Origin of the sequence: Agrobacterium sp. lyk4-40-TYG-31, assembly GCF_030209855.1 — a bacterium.
Taxonomy (GTDB): Bacteria; Pseudomonadota; Alphaproteobacteria; order Rhizobiales; family Rhizobiaceae; genus Agrobacterium; species Agrobacterium vaccinii.
Genome location: NZ_JARVRE010000004.1, coordinates 906,747 through 921,212, shown reverse-complemented (window position 1 = coordinate 921,212; position 14,466 = coordinate 906,747). Strand labels below are relative to the sequence as shown.

Sequence of the window (14,466 nt, the reverse complement as noted above, 5' to 3'; positions counted from 1 at the left end):
GAACCCCTCTTCCGTCATGCTAGGGCTTGTCCCGAGCATCTAACGAACCCCAAGATCAAACGTGGTCAGATCCTCGGGACAAGCCCGAGGATGACGTAGAGTGCGTGTAAACCGCTCTCGGTCAGTTTCTCAACTTATACCCAGTTTTGAACATCCACGCCACCAGACCAAGGCAGGCGGCGAGGAAGGCTGTGATAATCACGAGGCTGATGACGGGATTGACGTCGGCGATTTCGTAAAAGCTCCAGCGGAAGCCGCTGATCAGGTACAGCACCGGGTTGAAGTGGCTGACCGTCTGCCAGAAGGGTGGCAGCATGTTGATGGAATAGAAGCTGCCACCGAGGAATGTCAGGGGCGGCACCACCAGCATGGGAATGAGGTTGAGCTGCTCGAAATTCGTGGCCCAGATGCCGATGATGAAGCCAAACAGGCTGAAACTGATTGCCGTCAGCACAAAAAACAGCACCATCATGAACGGGTGCGCGATCGATATATCAACGAAGAAGGACGCGGTGATGAGGATGATGGTGCCGATCATCAACCCTTTGGTCGCGGCGGCTCCGACATAACCGATCACGATTTCCGTCATCGCCACGGGAGCCGATAGAATCTCATAGATCGTGCCGGTGAATTTGGGGAAATAAATTCCAAATGCGCCGTTGCTGATGCACTGTGTCAGCAAGGTCAGCATGATCAGGCCAGGCGTGATGAAGGCACCGTAGGAAACACCCTCGACCTCCTGAATGCGCGAGCCGATGGCCGTGCCGAAGACGATGAAGTAGAGCGAGGTGGAAATGACCGGCGACACCACGCTTTGCAGCAAGGTACGGCGCGTACGGGCCATTTCGAACAGATAGATGGACTTGATAGCCTCGAAGTTCATTTTTGACCTCCCACCAGCGCCACGAAAATGTCTTCGAGCGAGCTCTGGCGTGTCGAAATATCCTTGAAATGAATGCCTGCAGCAGACAGTGCCGCCAGCACATCGGCGATACGGCCCTGTTCGCCGTTACCCTCATATTCGTATGTCAGGCAACTGCCGCCTTCGGAAAGAGACAGCTGGAATTCGGACAGACTGTCCGGCAGAACCTTCACCGGCTCGGTCAGCTCCAGCATCAACTGCTTGCGACCGAGCTTTTGCATCAAGGCCGTCTTGTCTTCCACCAGCAGCAACTCGCCGCCATTGATGACACCAACACGGTCGGCGATTTCCTCGGCTTCCTCGATGTAGTGCGTGGTAAGGATAATGGTGACGCCGGTGGCACGAAGCTCTTCAACCACCTTCCACATGTCCCGGCGCAGCGCGACGTCCACGCCCGCTGTCGGCTCATCCAGAAACAGGATTTTCGGCTCATGCGCCAGAGCTTTGGCGATCAGCACACGCCGCTTCATGCCGCCGGAAAGCTCCCGCAGCATGTTGTCTTTCTTGCTGAACAGCGACAGCGATTTCAGGATGCGCTCGATGAGCTGAGGATTGGGCTTTTGCCCGTGCAGACCACGCGAGAAGGACACCGTGTTCCAGACCGTCTCGAATTGGTCTGTTGTCAGCTCCTGGGGAACGAGGCCGATGAGCTCGCGCGTCTTGCGAAACTCGCTGACGACATCATGTCCGCCCACCAGAACCCGGCCCTCGCCGGGGTTTACCAGCCCGCAGACGATGGAAATCAGCGTCGTCTTGCCAGCGCCATTGGGGCCCAGCAACGCCAGGATTTCCCCCTGATGGATGTCGAGAGAGACGCCTTTGAGCGCCTGAAAGCCATTGGCGTAGGATTTCGTCAGATTTTGAATGGAAACGATCGGTTTAGTCGGGGAATTCATGAGAAATCTTTCAACACAATCATGTTCCCAAGGATATAGGTTCAAGATTGCTCAAAAGCCATCCCTTTGGCGAAATCATACTCATTCGCGCGTTGAATTTGGTCGTTCATTCTCAATCGCAGTGGCGATAGCCAGATTTGCGCGTGCGCAGATCGAAATGGAAGTGATTCCAATGGTTTGGGTCGCTACCCGGTCCAAGCACCGTGGAGAAATATTTGCAACTGTCACTGCGAACGGTTTTCAGAAGTCCTTTTTCACGGAAAGCGAAGAAGCTCTTCTTGCGAACATCGATTTCCTTGCCGTTCTTCAGAGTGATGGTGCCGATATCGATGGCATTGCCACGCGCATGCTCCGACCATGGATTGCTGGAGCGCGAATTCATCTTGCGGCAGGAATAGCCGCCCATCGGCGTAATGCGCTCGACGCCCGAGAGATAGCGGAAGCGCGAAGATGGCACGAGTTCGAATTTGACCCACTTGGCGAAGGCGAGCGTGATCTGACAGTTCAGCTTGACGGCAGGGCGGATCGCCACGCCGCTCGAAAGGCCGCTAAGTTCGATCGGGTAATCGATGCCGCAGGTCGGACCATCGGCAACGCGCGCGACATCCCGGAAAGACACGCCGAGCCTGCGCAGTTCGGACCGGCAGGACACTTCGGCTTGCGGCATCATGCCCGGAGGCGTGGACATGCGGCGTTCCTGTGTCGGATTGTCCGGCATCAGCATCGCCACCTCCTGCACCGGCTGGCGCTGGCGCTGGCCTTCGCCGGGCGGTGGAATGAGGCGGGATTGACTTGCCGACTGCCTGCGTGGTGCAGGAGACATCGGCATCTGGCTCTCCGCCTCGTTCGCCATGGGCTGGCTGGATTGGGCACCGGAGACCTCCATGTCCTGCTCTTCGGCAAGACCGCGCACTGGTGCGACGCCTAAGCCATCGTCCATATTGACGCCGTCCTCACCCTCCGCCATTTCGCTGGGCATCTGTGGCGCGGTGCCACCACCCAGCCTCTGCTGTTGGGCATCCAGCGTCGAATATTGCTCGCCCGGACCGGCCTGCAACAACGGATCACGAGAGGGTGCCATCTCGGCAGGCATCGGCTGCGACAAAGGCGCATAATCGTTGACGGGTTGGCTTGGAACGCTTGTCGCCGATGGCGCGCTATAATTCTGCTGATGGCTGGAGCGGATAGAGCTGACACGCGTGGCGCCGTCGACATCGGCGGGCGGTACGAGCCCTTCTGCCGAACACGAAGCAATTACCGTGGAGATCGTCAGCAACGTCACAAAACGACGCGGAAGGGAAACATACGCCATACCAGAACCTGTACCTTCAGCGGCCACAATGCGTGGCAATCAAGCTAAATCTTAAACAAATTTGGTAAACGAACCGTTTTTAAGCGCGCCATGGAAATTACAGGCAAAGGTCTGGGTGAAAAACAAACGGGCGCCGCAAATGGGCGCCCGCTATATCCTTTAGAGAAACGTCAGGCTGCGCGGGAAACGCTCTGTCGCATCGATGCCTGATCCAGCTGGAAACGGGACAGCAACGTGCGCAACTGACGGCTTTCTTCAGCCAATGTCTGGCTCGCAGCCGTGGTTTCCTCCACCATAGCGGCGTTCTGCTGGGTCATCTGGTCCATGTGGTTGACCGAGGTGTTGATCTCGCGAAGACCGGTCGCCTGCTCCCTTGCCGTGGTGGCAATGGTATTGACGTGACCATCGACGCGGTTGACCAGCGCCATTATTTCGTCCAGCGCATCCCCGGTGGAACGTACCAGTGACACGCCGCCATTGACCTGTTCGGCAGAACTGTTGATCAGCGTCTTGATCTCTTTCGCCGCATTGGCGGAACGCTGTGCCAGTTCGCGCACTTCCTGTGCCACCACAGCAAAGCCTCGACCCGCCTCACCTGCACGCGCGGCTTCCACACCGGCATTGAGGGCGAGAAGATTGGTCTGGAAGGCAATCTCGTCGATGACGACGATGATCTGGCCGATCTTTTTGGACGAGTCCTCGATACGGCCCATCGCCTCGACAGCATCGCGAACGATATCGCCAGAGCGGCCAGCGCTAGTCTTGGTCTCGCTGACCATGGTGCGCGCCTCATTGGCACGTTCCGACGCCGTGTGGACAGTGGCGGTGATCTGCTCCAGTGCGGCAGCGGTTTCCTCAAGCGCTGCGGCCTGCTGCTCTGTGCGGCGTGACAGGTTGCCGGTTGCCTGGCTGATATCACCAGCGCTGTCATTGACGACATGGCTAGTGTTGGAGATAGCGCCAATGACATTGTGAAGCTCACCGACGGCATTGTTGAAATCCGCCCGCAGCTTTGCGTATTCATGGCCGATATCGCCCACCTGCACGGTCAGATCGCCATGCGACAGCCGCTCCAGTGCACCTGCCAGTTCCGACATGGCATAGGCCTGCTGGCTGGATGCGGCGCGAAGCGTCTCCTCATTGCCGCGACGTGTATCTTCAAGCGCTTTCTGCTGCTCGGCTTGGCGCTGCTGCAACTGGCTGCGTTCATTGACTGAATCGCGCAGCACCACCAGCATCTTCGCCATGGCACCGATTTCGTTGCGACGGTCGGTAAAGGGAACGTCGGCATTGCCATCACCATCGGCGATGCGGCCCATGCTGTTTCGGATGCTGGCAATCGGCTTCGTCACACCACCAACGACAAAGGCCGCGCCAGCCAGAACGACGAGCGCGCTGATGGCGCAGATACCGGCGATCCAGAGAGCTTCGCCCCAGAAGGCCGCCTTCAGGTCATCAACGTAGACACCGGTGCCGACAATCCAGCCCCAGGGCGCAAAACCGGCAACATGCGAGAATTTCTCTACCGGATCAGGCGAGCCGGGCTTTGGCCAATAATAATCGACGAAGCCTTTGCCGCCCGCCTTAACCGTGTTGACGAACTCCACGAACAGCTGCTTGCCATTCGGGTCCTTGTTCGCCGTCAGGTCGGTGCCGTTCATCTCCGGCTTGATGGGATGCATGACCATCTTCGGACCCATATCATTGATCCAGAAATAGCCGCTGCCATTTTCATATCGCATGGCGGCAAGCGTGGCTTTCGCCTGTTGCTGCGCCACGTCGCGCGTCAGCGCACCGCTTTGTTCCAGACGATAATATTGATCAAGAATACCGACGCCCGTCTGCGTCATTGATTCCAGTCCCGCTTTGCGCTCCCGCTCCATCCCCTGGTAACTGCCAAACAGACTGAACGTTAAAGCGCCAGCTAATATTACAAAGAACAATCCAACGAGCGCATATAGACGCATCGAAATCGTAAGATGTTTCATCCCGACAAACACTCCCCCACTATTACACACCGTGAAATTGTATTGCGGAAAAATTTATTATTGATAAATCGCAATTATCAGCCGGAAATAGCAATCTGCCCTTCCATCGGAAAATAGCCTTGCACGTTAATTCGGGCCGTTGGCGTGGATATTGAACATCCAGAGCCGCAAAATAAAAACGACAGTAAAAGCCATCTCATTTTCTTTTTATATTTCAGAAACAAGAGAATGCGGCGCACGCTAAAGAAGCGTTAAGGATCGTTTCGTATCGTTATGAAACATATCTCATCATGACGGGGCTCATCATGGCCGTGCCCGGCTTTCGCTATACCCACTACGATCTGAGACAACTGCGCGAAGGCGCTATCATCGAGGTATCGTTGAATGCGGTGAACAATGTGCGGCTGATGACGTCGGGAAATTACCAGCGCTTCACGGAAATGCTGGATTTCAAATATCTCGGCGGCGTCGCCAAGATATCGCCGTTGCGCGTTATCATCCCCGAGACATCGCACTGGCATCTGATCGTGGATTGTGAAGGCCATCTCGATCTGGCGGAATCATCGGTCAAGATGATACCGCCGCGCACTGCGACACTGCTTCGCAAAGCATCCTGACCGACATCGACCGGCAAACCTATTTGCCGCCACGCTCACGGCGAAGCTTCGCCCACCAGTCCAGCCGTTTGCGAATATCACGCTCGAAGCCCCGGTCCGGCGGGTCATAGAATGTCGTGCGACCCATTTTTTCGGGGAAATAATCCTGCCCTGAGAAGGCATCGGGCTCATCGTGGTCATAGCGATACCCATCGCCATAGCCCTCGCCTTTCATCAGCTTGGTCGGTGCATTGAGAATGTGCTTGGGTGGCAGCAGCGAGCCATTTTCCTTCGCCGCCCGCATCGCAGCCTTGAAAGCGGTATAGACGGCGTTGGATTTCGGCGCCGTCGCGAGATAAACGCAGGCCTGCGCCAAAGCGAGTTCACCTTCCGGCGAACCCAGATAGTCATAGGCGTCCTTGGCAGCGTTGCAGACGACCAGCGCCTGCGGATCGGCAAGGCCGATATCTTCCACTGCCATGCGCACCAACCGCCTGCCCAGGTAAAGCGGGTCTTCACCCGCATCGAACATGCGCGCCAGATAGTAAAGCGCTGCATCCGGGTCGGACCCGCGCACGGATTTATGCAGCGCCGAAATCAGATTGTAGTGACCGTCCTGCCCTTTGTCATACACCGGCGCACGGCGCTGAACGATCTGGGTCAGGGCTTCCGTATCGAACATCTCGCCTTTGCGAGCCGCACGCCAGACCTCTTCCGCCAGCGTCAGCACCGCACGGCCATCCCCATCGGCCATGCGCACCATGGACGCACGCGCATCCTCATCCAGCGGCAGCGGTTTGCCTTCCACCTGTTCTGCGCGCTTCAGCAGCTCGAGAAGACTTTCTTCGTCATGGCTTTGAAATGTCAGAACCCGCGCCCGCGACAGAAGAGCGGCGTTGAGTTCGAAGGATGGATTTTCCGTCGTGGCACCAACCAGAATGATGGTGCCATCTTCCATGACGGGCAGAAAACTGTCCTGTTGGGCGCGGTTGAAGCGGTGAATTTCGTCTACGAACAACAGTGTCTGCCGCCCGTTCATGCGGCGTGTGCGAGCGCTTTCGAAGACCTTCTTGAGATCGGCAACGCCGGAAAAAATCGCGGATATCTGCTCGAACGCCAGCCCCGCCTCGCCTGACAGCAGCCGGGCGACCGTGGTCTTGCCGGTGCCGGGCGGGCCCCAGAAAATCATGGAGCCCAGCGAGCCGCTTTCGATCATGCGGCGCAGGACGCCTTCTTCGCCCGTCAGATGCGACTGGCCCGTAACCTCACCGAGCGTTGTCGGGCGCAGCCTGTCTGCCAGAGGTCGCCGGTTGGCGACCTCCGCTGGTATCTGTGGGGCGAAGAGATCGCCGCTCATCGCAGGAATTGCCGGATGCGCTGGCCATCGCGAATGATTTCCAGACGCCAGAAGCCCGGATTGTCTTCCAGCGCATGCTCCACATCTGCCGTGGATGCCATATCCGCTCCGTTCAGGGAGACGATGATATCCTTGGGCTGGAAGCCGACACGGGCAGCGGGCGAGCTGCGTTTGACATCCGTAATGACCACGCCCGTCGTGCTGGTCGACATGCGCAACTCATCGGCAAGCTTGGGCGAAAGATTGGCGACCGTCGCACCCGCAAACGGATTGCGGCCTTCCAGCAGGCGCTCGTCACGCGGTGCCGTTTCCGGCGCCGTATCGAGCGCGATGGTAACGGTCTTTTCCTTGCCCTTGTCGATCAGGCTGATCTTGGCCGATTTGCCGATGCCGGCTGTCGTCAGACGATAGCCGAGCGCATCGGGATGCTCCACCTCGATGCCGTTGACCGCGGTGACGACCTGCCCCGGTTCGATACCCGCTTTTTCAGCCGGGCCGTCTTTCACGACGCTGACCACAAGCGCACCACGGGCACGCTTCAGGCCCAGCGCTTCGGCTACTTCCGATGTCACGGGATCGAATGTCGCTCCGACATAAGGACGCTGGAACGACGTATCGCCTTTTTCGGCAGCAGCCAAGAACACGCGAACCAGATTGGCCGGAATGGCAAAGCCGATGCCGTTGGAGCCGCCACCGCGCGAGAAGATGGCCGTGTTGATGCCGATCAACTCACCCGCCATGTTCATCAGGGCACCGCCGGAGTTACCGGGGTTGATGGAGGCATCGGTCTGAATGAAGAAACCGAAATCACCCTGCGTCACCTGATTTCGCGCCAATGCCGAGACGATACCGCTGGTCACGGTCTGGCCGACACCGAACGGGTTGCCGATGGCCAGAACGAGATCACCGACTTCGGTGGCATCGGAATTGCCGAGCGCCAGAACCGGGAACTGTTCCTTCGCATCGATCTGCAACACCGCAAGATCCAGACGGTCGTCCTTCAGCAGCACTTTGGACGAAAACTCGCGACCATCGGCAAGTGCGACCTTGATATCGTCGGCACCGTCGATGACGTGGTTGTTCGTCACCACCAGCCCGCTGGCCGTGGCGATGACACCGGAGCCGAGCGAGGACTGTTTTTCCGTGCGGTTGGGCGATTGCTGGCCAAAAAACTGCTCGAAGAAGGGATCGCCTGCAAAGGGCGAGGCCCGCTTCTGGACGAGACGTTCGGCGTAGACATTCACCACGGCGCCCGCCGTGCGTTTTACCAGCGGCGCAAAGGACAGCTGCATTTCAGCCGTGCTGGATGGCACGGTCTTGTTGTCCTGCGCCAACAAAGGCGCTGGCAAAAACAGCAGCGACGCAAGAAGGCCGGTGGTCAGATACTTCACCATGCTTGGCATGTGATTCCTCATCCTCATCAATATGATGGAGTTATAACGCTTGAGCCTATAAATCAAAGGGCGGCAAGATCATGACGGACTGACGTCAAACACGGAAATGGAACAACTTGCCATGATCAAGGCTTTAGACGGCTTATAGGACTGTTCATGGAAAAGAGATCCACATGCATTTCAAGAAACATATTCTTGCTGCTCTGATTGTCACCGCATCATACTCCCATGGCTCGCCGGTGGGTGCCGCCAGCTTCGATTGCGCCAAGACTGATCTCGCCGCCGACGAAAAGACGATATGCGAAAACCTTGCGCTGAACGACCAGGACGTACGCATGGCCACGACCTTCGACATCGTCACGCAATTGATGGCGATGGGCGCACGCGACGAGCTAAAAACGCAACAAAGCGAATGGCTAAAACATCGCCAGAGTTGCGGCGCAGACGTCGCCTGCCTCACCACCGCCTATGACGAGCGCATGAAGAAGCTCGGCGAAGCCTTTCAAAACATCAACCGCCCGCTTTAAACCGCGGTAATGATCTCAGCCATCAGCCCGTGTAACTGGTCCCGATAACCGGTCCGGGCGGATGGCGCATCCTCGCGCGAGGTCATGACGACCGAAAGCCGCTTCGACGGCACGATGTAGAGCATCTGCCCACCATAGCCCCAGGCGTAATACACCATCTCCCCCGCCATTTCCTTGATGAACCAGCAATAGCCGTAACCATCGCCGTTGAAGACGGAATTGGTACGCTGGACCCATGATTGCTCGATCCAGTTTTGCGAAATCAACCGCGTGCCATCAACCGTGACACCGCCACGCCGGTACAATTCACCGAAAGCCAGCAAAGATCGCGATGTCATCGCCATCTGGTTTCCGCCGAGATAAATGCCCTGCGGATCGCGCTCCCAAGACCCGATCGAAAACCCATCCAGCGGCGAGAACCAGTCTCGCGCCAGCGCCAGCGTGGATTTGCCCGACGCCTTAGTGAGAATGGCAGACAGCAGATGGGTAGAGCCCGTGGAATACAGCATTCCGCCGCCCGGCTCTCCGGCAAAACCGGAGCCCAGCGCCATACGCACCCAATTGCGGCTGGAAACCCAACGGCCGTAATTCGGCCCCGACATTCGTTCCAGACCAGACTGCATGGATAGCAGATTGCCGATGGTTACGCGCTCGATACGCGGGTCGGGTTTGGCTGGAAAATCAGACCGCAGCACGGATGAGATCGGCTGATCGACGCCATCCAATATTTTGCGATCAATCGCGATGCCCACCAGCGCCGAAACGATGGATTTGGACGCAGACTTGATATTCGTCAAGCCATTCAGCGACGCGCCGTGATAGGCGCGAGTGGCAACCTCTTTGCCATCGATACTGACGATGACTGTTTTCAAGCTGTCGAGAGCATCTGCTTTTTCGAGAAGCTTCGGAATACCGTCGCGTGCTTGCGCACGGAGGCTCGAAGCGAGAGGAAGCGTGGCGATGAGGGCAAGTGCGGTGCGTCTTTTCATGGAGAGTACGTAATGCCTTTCGAAGAAGGCGGTAGCCCTCTCACCGCTTTGTTACTTCACCTGACAGTGACAAAACACATTCGAACAAGGGTTTCGATCCTTTTGCTGAATCAGTTTGCCAACGCGTTGAATCGTTTTCGAGTTCTATTCCTCGTAAATCATCTTCTTTGTCATACCGCCATCCAGCACCATGACCTGCCCGTTCATGAAACCTGCGCTGGCGAGATAGACCACCGCATCCGCAATATCTTTCGGGCAACCGACGCGACCGACAGGGTGCTGCATCTGATCCTTCTTCCGCAGGTCGGTATCATCGGTGATCCAGCCGGGCGCAATCGCATTGACGCGAATCTTCGGCCCCAGGCTGACGGCCAGCGCATGGGTCAGCGCCACCAGACCGCCCTTCGATGCCGCGTAAGCCTCGGTTTCCGGCTCAGACATGAAGGCACGGGTGGAGACCATGTTGACGATGCTGGCACCCTCTCCCATCAAGGGCACCGCAGATCGCGTCATCAAAAACGCGCCGGTCAGATGGCTATCCGTCACCCTGCGCCAATCGGCCAGAGACAGTTCATGGATTGGCCCATTGTTCGGCAAGGCGATACCGGCATTGTTGACGAGAAGCTCCAACCCGTTCCAGCCAAGCTGCGCAAACGCCTCTGCGACGGACGCCTCATCACCAACATCACAATGAATGTGAAAAGCTTTCGTGGTGCTTTCCTTGATATCGAACGATGCAACGGTCCAGCCTTGCTCGAGAAGAGTTTCGATAATGCCGGTCCCGATCAATCCGGCACCACCTGTTACGATTGCGCGCTTCATGTATTTTCCATTTCTTCCGTTTTTCACTGTCAGCCAACGTGCTGGAGGAGCACCAGTTCCGGTGCAAAAAATCGCAGTTGGCATAAACGCCCGTATCGAACATGCTGCGACCCATGCGAAAAGTAGACAGCACAGTGCCGCGATTGGTGTCGAACCGACTTACGCTCCGGCCTTTCGGCATAATTGACGCACCCGCGTTGGCGCGCATCACAAACGATCCGCTGGTCTTACGCAATCTGCTTCGCACGTCATCTCCCTTCGCGATGGGCGATGCCCGAACGAGGATACTGCGCTTTCGGAAAAACAATCGGCCCGTATGGGCCATCGATAACGGCCAACTGATCGGCCTCATCGGCCTTGCCGGAGAATTCGGACTGTGGCTGGCTCGCAGTGCATGGGGCATGGGTTACGGCGAAGAAGCCAGTCGCCTCATCATCGACCACGCGTTTACGCAGATGAGAATGAAAACACTTCACGCCAACCCCATCAGCAATAACAGAGCATCTTGCCATTTGATGGAGAAGCTTGGGTTCAGGGATGTCGGGAGGACGCAGTCATTCTGCAGGCAGCGGAAGATGGTGGTTTCGCTGCGCCGTTATGAGCTAAAAAACGTTCGGTGAAAAAGGCACAACGTCCTTTTCACCGCCATCCTCGGGCTTGTCCCGAGGATGGCGGTGAATGTCAGGTTTACTCCGGCAAAATCCGAACAGCACCCTTATCCGCGCTAGACGCAAACGCCGCATAGGCCTTCAGCGCCGTCGTGACATTGCGCTTGCGGTGTTCCGCTGGCTTCCAGCCTAGCTGATCCTGTTCGGCGCGGCGTGCTGCAAGTTCCGCATCTGGAACCTTTAGATTGATGGTCCGGTTGGGGATATCGATCTCGATAGGGTCACCCTGACGCACCAGCCCGATGGCGCCGCCCTGGGCTGCTTCCGGCGAAGCGTGGCCGATGGAGAGGCCTGACGTGCCACCGGAGAAGCGTCCGTCGGTGATCAGCGCGCAGGCTTTGCCCAGCCCCTTGGACTTTAGATAGCTGGTCGGATAGAGCATTTCCTGCATACCCGGGCCACCCTTGGGGCCTTCGTAGCGGATGACGACGACATCGCCAGCCTTCACCTCGTTGGACAGAATACCCTTCACGGCTGCGTCCTGGCTTTCATAGACCACGGCGGTACCGTTGAATTTCAGGATGGATTCATCCACGCCCGCCGTCTTCACGATGCAGCCGTCCAGCGCGATGTTGCCGTAAAGCACGGCCAGACCACCATCCTTGGAGAATGGCTTTTCAACCGAGCGGATGACGCCGTTATCGCTGTCGGTATCGAGCTCATCCCAGCGCGAGGACTGGCTGAAAGCCACCTGCGTCGGCACGCCGCCGGGGGCGGCCTTGAAGAACTGGCGCACATTTTCGCTGTTGGTGCGTGTGATATCCCAACGGTTGATGGCATCGCCCAGCGTCGCCTCATGTACCGTGTAGCAATCCGTGTTGATCAGCCCACCGCGCTCAAGTTCGCCCAGAATACGCATGATGCCGCCTGCGCGGTGAACGTCTTCCATGTGCACATCACTCTTGGCAGGCGCGACCTTAGACAAGCACGGCACCCGACGGGACATGCGGTCGATGTCTTCCATGGTGAAATCGACACCGCCTTCATGCGCCGCTGCCAGAATATGCAGCACGGTGTTGGTGGAGCCGCCCATGGCGATATCCAGCGCTATGGCGTTCTCGAAAGCAGCCTTAGTAGCAATCGAGCGTGGCAGAACGGTATAATCATCCTGCTCATAATGGCGACGCGCCAGATCGACGATCAGATGACCCGCCTCAACGAACAGACGCTTACGATCCGAGTGCGTGGCGAGCGTCGAGCCGTTACCAGGCAGAGCCAGACCCAATGCTTCCGTCAAGCAGTTCATGGAATTGGCCGTGAACATACCGGAGCAGGAACCACAGGTAGGACATGCGGCACGCTCGATGGTGTCGACTTCCTCGTCCGTCATCTTGTCGTCGGCAGCAGCAACCATCGCGTCCACGAGGTCGAGCGCGACGGTCTTGCCGTGCAGAACGACCTTGCCCGCTTCCATCGGCCCACCCGAAACGAAAACGGCAGGAATGTTGAGACGCATAGCAGCACTCAGCATGCCGGGTGTGATCTTGTCGCAGTTGGAAATGCACACCATCGCGTCAGCGCAGTGGGCATTGACCATATACTCGACGCTATCGGAGATGATTTCGCGCGATGGCAGCGAATACAGCATACCATCGTGACCCATCGCGATGCCGTCATCGACCGCAATCGTGTTGAACTCCTTGGCAACGCCGCCAGCCGCTTCGATTTCGCGCGCAACCAATTGACCGAGGTCCTTGAGGTGGACGTGGCCCGGCACGAACTGCGTGAACGAGTTGACGACGGCGATGATCGGCTTGCCGAAATCGCCATCCTTCATACCAGTGGCGCGCCAAAGGCCACGCGCACCGGCCATGTTGCGGCCATGGGTTGTCGTTCTGGAGCGATAAACTGGCATGTGCTTATTCCTCGATTTGTCTGTCGCGAAGGCTATCTCCCGCAGAGCAAACTGCCCCGCTCTTCGCTTTTGCAAGGCTTTTACTCCAAAGCCGTGCGCCTGTCACTGTCACCTTGCGGCAAAACAGTACGGTTCGGTACGGTACGGTTTATTCCGCCGCATCCCGCAGGTCGTTCGAATAGCTGGGTGCAATGTGGGCCAGGAACGTCTCATGATCAGGGCATTGCGACAGGCGCTGCTCAAACGCATCCACCAGCCATTTTGCCGCCGGTCCGCAAGGCGTGTCCGTCTTGCGCAATGCATACAGCGGGTATTCGCCGCCCTCATAGGAATCAAGCTCCAACGCTTTCAGATCGCCATTGATGATGTCATTGCGCACCACGGATGCCGGAAGCCCACCCCAACCGAGCCCACCCTTGATGAGTTGATATTTGGTGGCAATATCGCTGACGCGCCATTTTTTGTAGGACAGAACGTTGAAATCCTTGCCCTTGGTCAGGCCCGACGTGTCTGTCACAACAAGCTGCACCTCTTCGCGCACATCGGCCAAGGTCAGCGGCCTGTTCAGACGCACCAGCGGATGGTCTGCCGCCGCAACCGGTATCATGAAAGAGTGGCCAACCTTATCGATAACGAGACCGTCATCCTGATGGAACATGGCCCCGCCGATACCGATGCCCGCCTTGCGGTTCAGCACCATCTCCATGACCATGCCGAGTTCGCCGACACTGAGGTTCAGCGTCACGGTTGGAAACTGCACGCGAAAATCCCGCAACACCTCGACCACCGCTTCGGCAGGCACCATGGTGCTAATGGCCAGCGAAACCTCCGCTTCCAGCCCTTGCTTCAAACCCTTGGCCCGGGCGCGCAAATCCTGAAGTCCGGCGACGATGCGGCGCGCATGCTCCAGCATCGCCACACCCTCTTCCGTCAGCTTCGGCTGGCGCACGCCGTTGCGCTCGAAAAGCGTGACCTCCAGCTGCGCCTCGAGATTGGCAATGGTATAGCTGACAACCGATTGCGCCCGGTTCAGCGCGCGAGACGCGGCTGAAAAACTGCCGGTTTCGGCAACGGAAAGAAACACCTGCAATTGGTCGAGTGTGGGGTTGGCTTCCATGGTCCATCCAGTTTTTCGATAGG

Annotated in this window: 13 protein-coding genes; 3 read left to right on the top strand and 10 right to left on the bottom strand. The window is 57.6% G+C overall.

Features of this window, described 5'->3' with window-relative positions; all coding sequences use genetic code 11:
• Positions 1 to 121 precede the first annotated feature (121 nt).
• The 4 genes from QRN55_RS09675 to QRN55_RS09660 form a co-directional block, all read right to left on the bottom strand.
• A complete protein-coding gene (locus QRN55_RS09675; RefSeq protein WP_111838137.1) occupies positions 122 to 883 on the bottom strand; it encodes an ABC transporter permease in 762 nt (253 codons plus the stop codon).
• Positions 880 to 1,818: an ABC transporter ATP-binding protein gene (locus QRN55_RS09670; RefSeq protein WP_111838136.1), complete on the bottom strand. Its 939-nt coding sequence runs from the start codon at positions 1,816 to 1,818 to the stop codon at positions 880 to 882. Before QRN55_RS09670 ends, QRN55_RS09675 begins: the two co-directional genes overlap by 4 nt.
• A 112-nt stretch (positions 1,819 to 1,930) precedes the next feature.
• On the bottom strand, positions 1,931 to 3,130 hold the full coding sequence (locus QRN55_RS09665; protein WP_284776528.1) for an extensin-like domain-containing protein: 1,200 nt from the start codon (positions 3,128 to 3,130) through the stop codon (positions 1,931 to 1,933).
• Between the two features lie 170 nt (positions 3,131 to 3,300).
• Positions 3,301 to 5,118 carry a methyl-accepting chemotaxis protein gene (locus tag QRN55_RS09660; RefSeq protein WP_111838134.1) on the bottom strand — a complete coding sequence of 606 codons (1,818 nt, stop codon included), beginning with the start codon at positions 5,116 to 5,118 and terminating at the stop codon, positions 3,301 to 3,303.
• 305 nt (positions 5,119 to 5,423) lie between these two features.
• On the opposite strand from QRN55_RS09660, the gene QRN55_RS09655 reads away from it, so the two are divergent.
• Complete coding sequence (locus QRN55_RS09655; protein ID WP_112499993.1) at positions 5,424 to 5,735, top strand: DUF1883 domain-containing protein; 312 nt, start codon at positions 5,424 to 5,426, stop codon at positions 5,733 to 5,735.
• Positions 5,736 to 5,754: 19 nt separating this feature from the next.
• Here the strand turns inward: QRN55_RS09655 and QRN55_RS09650 are convergent, their stop codons facing one another.
• Together QRN55_RS09650 and QRN55_RS09645 are read right to left on the bottom strand one after the other, a co-directional pair.
• On the bottom strand, positions 5,755 to 7,071 hold the full coding sequence (locus tag QRN55_RS09650; protein WP_284776527.1) for a replication-associated recombination protein A: 1,317 nt from the start codon (positions 7,069 to 7,071) through the stop codon (positions 5,755 to 5,757).
• Positions 7,068 to 8,474, bottom strand: a complete 1,407-nt coding sequence (locus QRN55_RS09645) for a DegQ family serine endoprotease (RefSeq protein ID WP_111838132.1) — start codon at positions 8,472 to 8,474, stop codon at positions 7,068 to 7,070. The genes QRN55_RS09650 and QRN55_RS09645 overlap by 4 nt, the downstream gene beginning before the upstream one ends.
• Positions 8,475 to 8,638: 164 nt before the next feature.
• Here QRN55_RS09645 and QRN55_RS09640 point away from each other — a divergent pair, with 164 nt between their 5' ends.
• Positions 8,639 to 8,992, top strand: a complete 354-nt coding sequence (locus QRN55_RS09640) for a lysozyme inhibitor LprI family protein (RefSeq protein ID WP_233134568.1) — start codon at positions 8,639 to 8,641, stop codon at positions 8,990 to 8,992.
• Here the strand turns inward: QRN55_RS09640 and QRN55_RS09635 are convergent.
• Together QRN55_RS09635 and QRN55_RS09630 are read right to left on the bottom strand one after the other, a co-directional pair.
• Entirely contained in the window at positions 8,989 to 9,981 is a 993-nt protein-coding gene (locus tag QRN55_RS09635) for a serine hydrolase domain-containing protein (protein ID WP_284776526.1), read from the bottom strand. The genes QRN55_RS09640 and QRN55_RS09635 overlap by 4 nt on opposite strands.
• A gap of 144 nt (positions 9,982 to 10,125) precedes the next feature.
• A complete protein-coding gene (locus tag QRN55_RS09630; RefSeq protein ID WP_284776525.1) occupies positions 10,126 to 10,803 on the bottom strand; it encodes an SDR family oxidoreductase in 678 nt (225 codons plus the stop codon).
• A gap of 101 nt (positions 10,804 to 10,904) precedes the next feature.
• On the opposite strand from QRN55_RS09630, the gene QRN55_RS09625 reads away from it, so the two are divergent.
• On the top strand, positions 10,905 to 11,423 hold the full coding sequence (locus QRN55_RS09625; protein WP_350225182.1) for a GNAT family N-acetyltransferase: 519 nt from the start codon (positions 10,905 to 10,907) through the stop codon (positions 11,421 to 11,423).
• Between the two features lie 67 nt (positions 11,424 to 11,490).
• On the opposite strand, the gene ilvD is transcribed toward QRN55_RS09625, so the two are convergent.
• Both ilvD and QRN55_RS09615 read right to left on the bottom strand, forming a co-directional pair.
• The gene (gene ilvD / locus QRN55_RS09620) at positions 11,491 to 13,326 is read right to left on the bottom strand and encodes a dihydroxy-acid dehydratase (protein ID WP_045228984.1); all 1,836 of its coding nucleotides are present in this window, start codon (positions 13,324 to 13,326) and stop codon (positions 11,491 to 11,493) included.
• A gap of 148 nt (positions 13,327 to 13,474) precedes the next feature.
• The gene (locus QRN55_RS09615) at positions 13,475 to 14,443 is read right to left on the bottom strand and encodes a LysR family transcriptional regulator (protein WP_284776523.1); all 969 of its coding nucleotides are present in this window, start codon (positions 14,441 to 14,443) and stop codon (positions 13,475 to 13,477) included.
• Positions 14,444 to 14,466 lie beyond the last annotated feature (23 nt).

Coding starts and splice junctions, on each gene's coding strand:
- QRN55_RS09640 (WP_233134568.1), top strand. CDS start 8,639: ATGCATTTCAAGAAACATATTCTTGCTGCTCTGATTGTCACCGCATCA.
- QRN55_RS09675 (WP_111838137.1), bottom strand. CDS start 883: ATGAACTTCGAGGCTATCAAGTCCATCTATCTGTTCGAAATGGCCCGT.
- QRN55_RS09670 (WP_111838136.1), bottom strand. CDS start 1,818: ATGAATTCCCCGACTAAACCGATCGTTTCCATTCAAAATCTGACGAAA.
- QRN55_RS09665 (WP_284776528.1), bottom strand. CDS start 3,130: ATGGCGTATGTTTCCCTTCCGCGTCGTTTTGTGACGTTGCTGACGATC.
- QRN55_RS09635 (WP_284776526.1), bottom strand. CDS start 9,981: ATGAAAAGACGCACCGCACTTGCCCTCATCGCCACGCTTCCTCTCGCT.
- QRN55_RS09625 (WP_350225182.1), top strand. CDS start 10,905: ATGCTGCGACCCATGCGAAAAGTAGACAGCACAGTGCCGCGATTGGTG.
- QRN55_RS09645 (WP_111838132.1), bottom strand. CDS start 8,474: ATGCCAAGCATGGTGAAGTATCTGACCACCGGCCTTCTTGCGTCGCTG.
- QRN55_RS09615 (WP_284776523.1), bottom strand. CDS start 14,443: ATGGAAGCCAACCCCACACTCGACCAATTGCAGGTGTTTCTTTCCGTT.
- QRN55_RS09630 (WP_284776525.1), bottom strand. CDS start 10,803: ATGAAGCGCGCAATCGTAACAGGTGGTGCCGGATTGATCGGGACCGGC.
- QRN55_RS09660 (WP_111838134.1), bottom strand. CDS start 5,118: ATGAAACATCTTACGATTTCGATGCGTCTATATGCGCTCGTTGGATTG.
- QRN55_RS09650 (WP_284776527.1), bottom strand. CDS start 7,071: ATGAGCGGCGATCTCTTCGCCCCACAGATACCAGCGGAGGTCGCCAAC.
- ilvD (WP_045228984.1), bottom strand. CDS start 13,326: ATGCCAGTTTATCGCTCCAGAACGACAACCCATGGCCGCAACATGGCC.
- QRN55_RS09655 (WP_112499993.1), top strand. CDS start 5,424: ATGGCCGTGCCCGGCTTTCGCTATACCCACTACGATCTGAGACAACTG.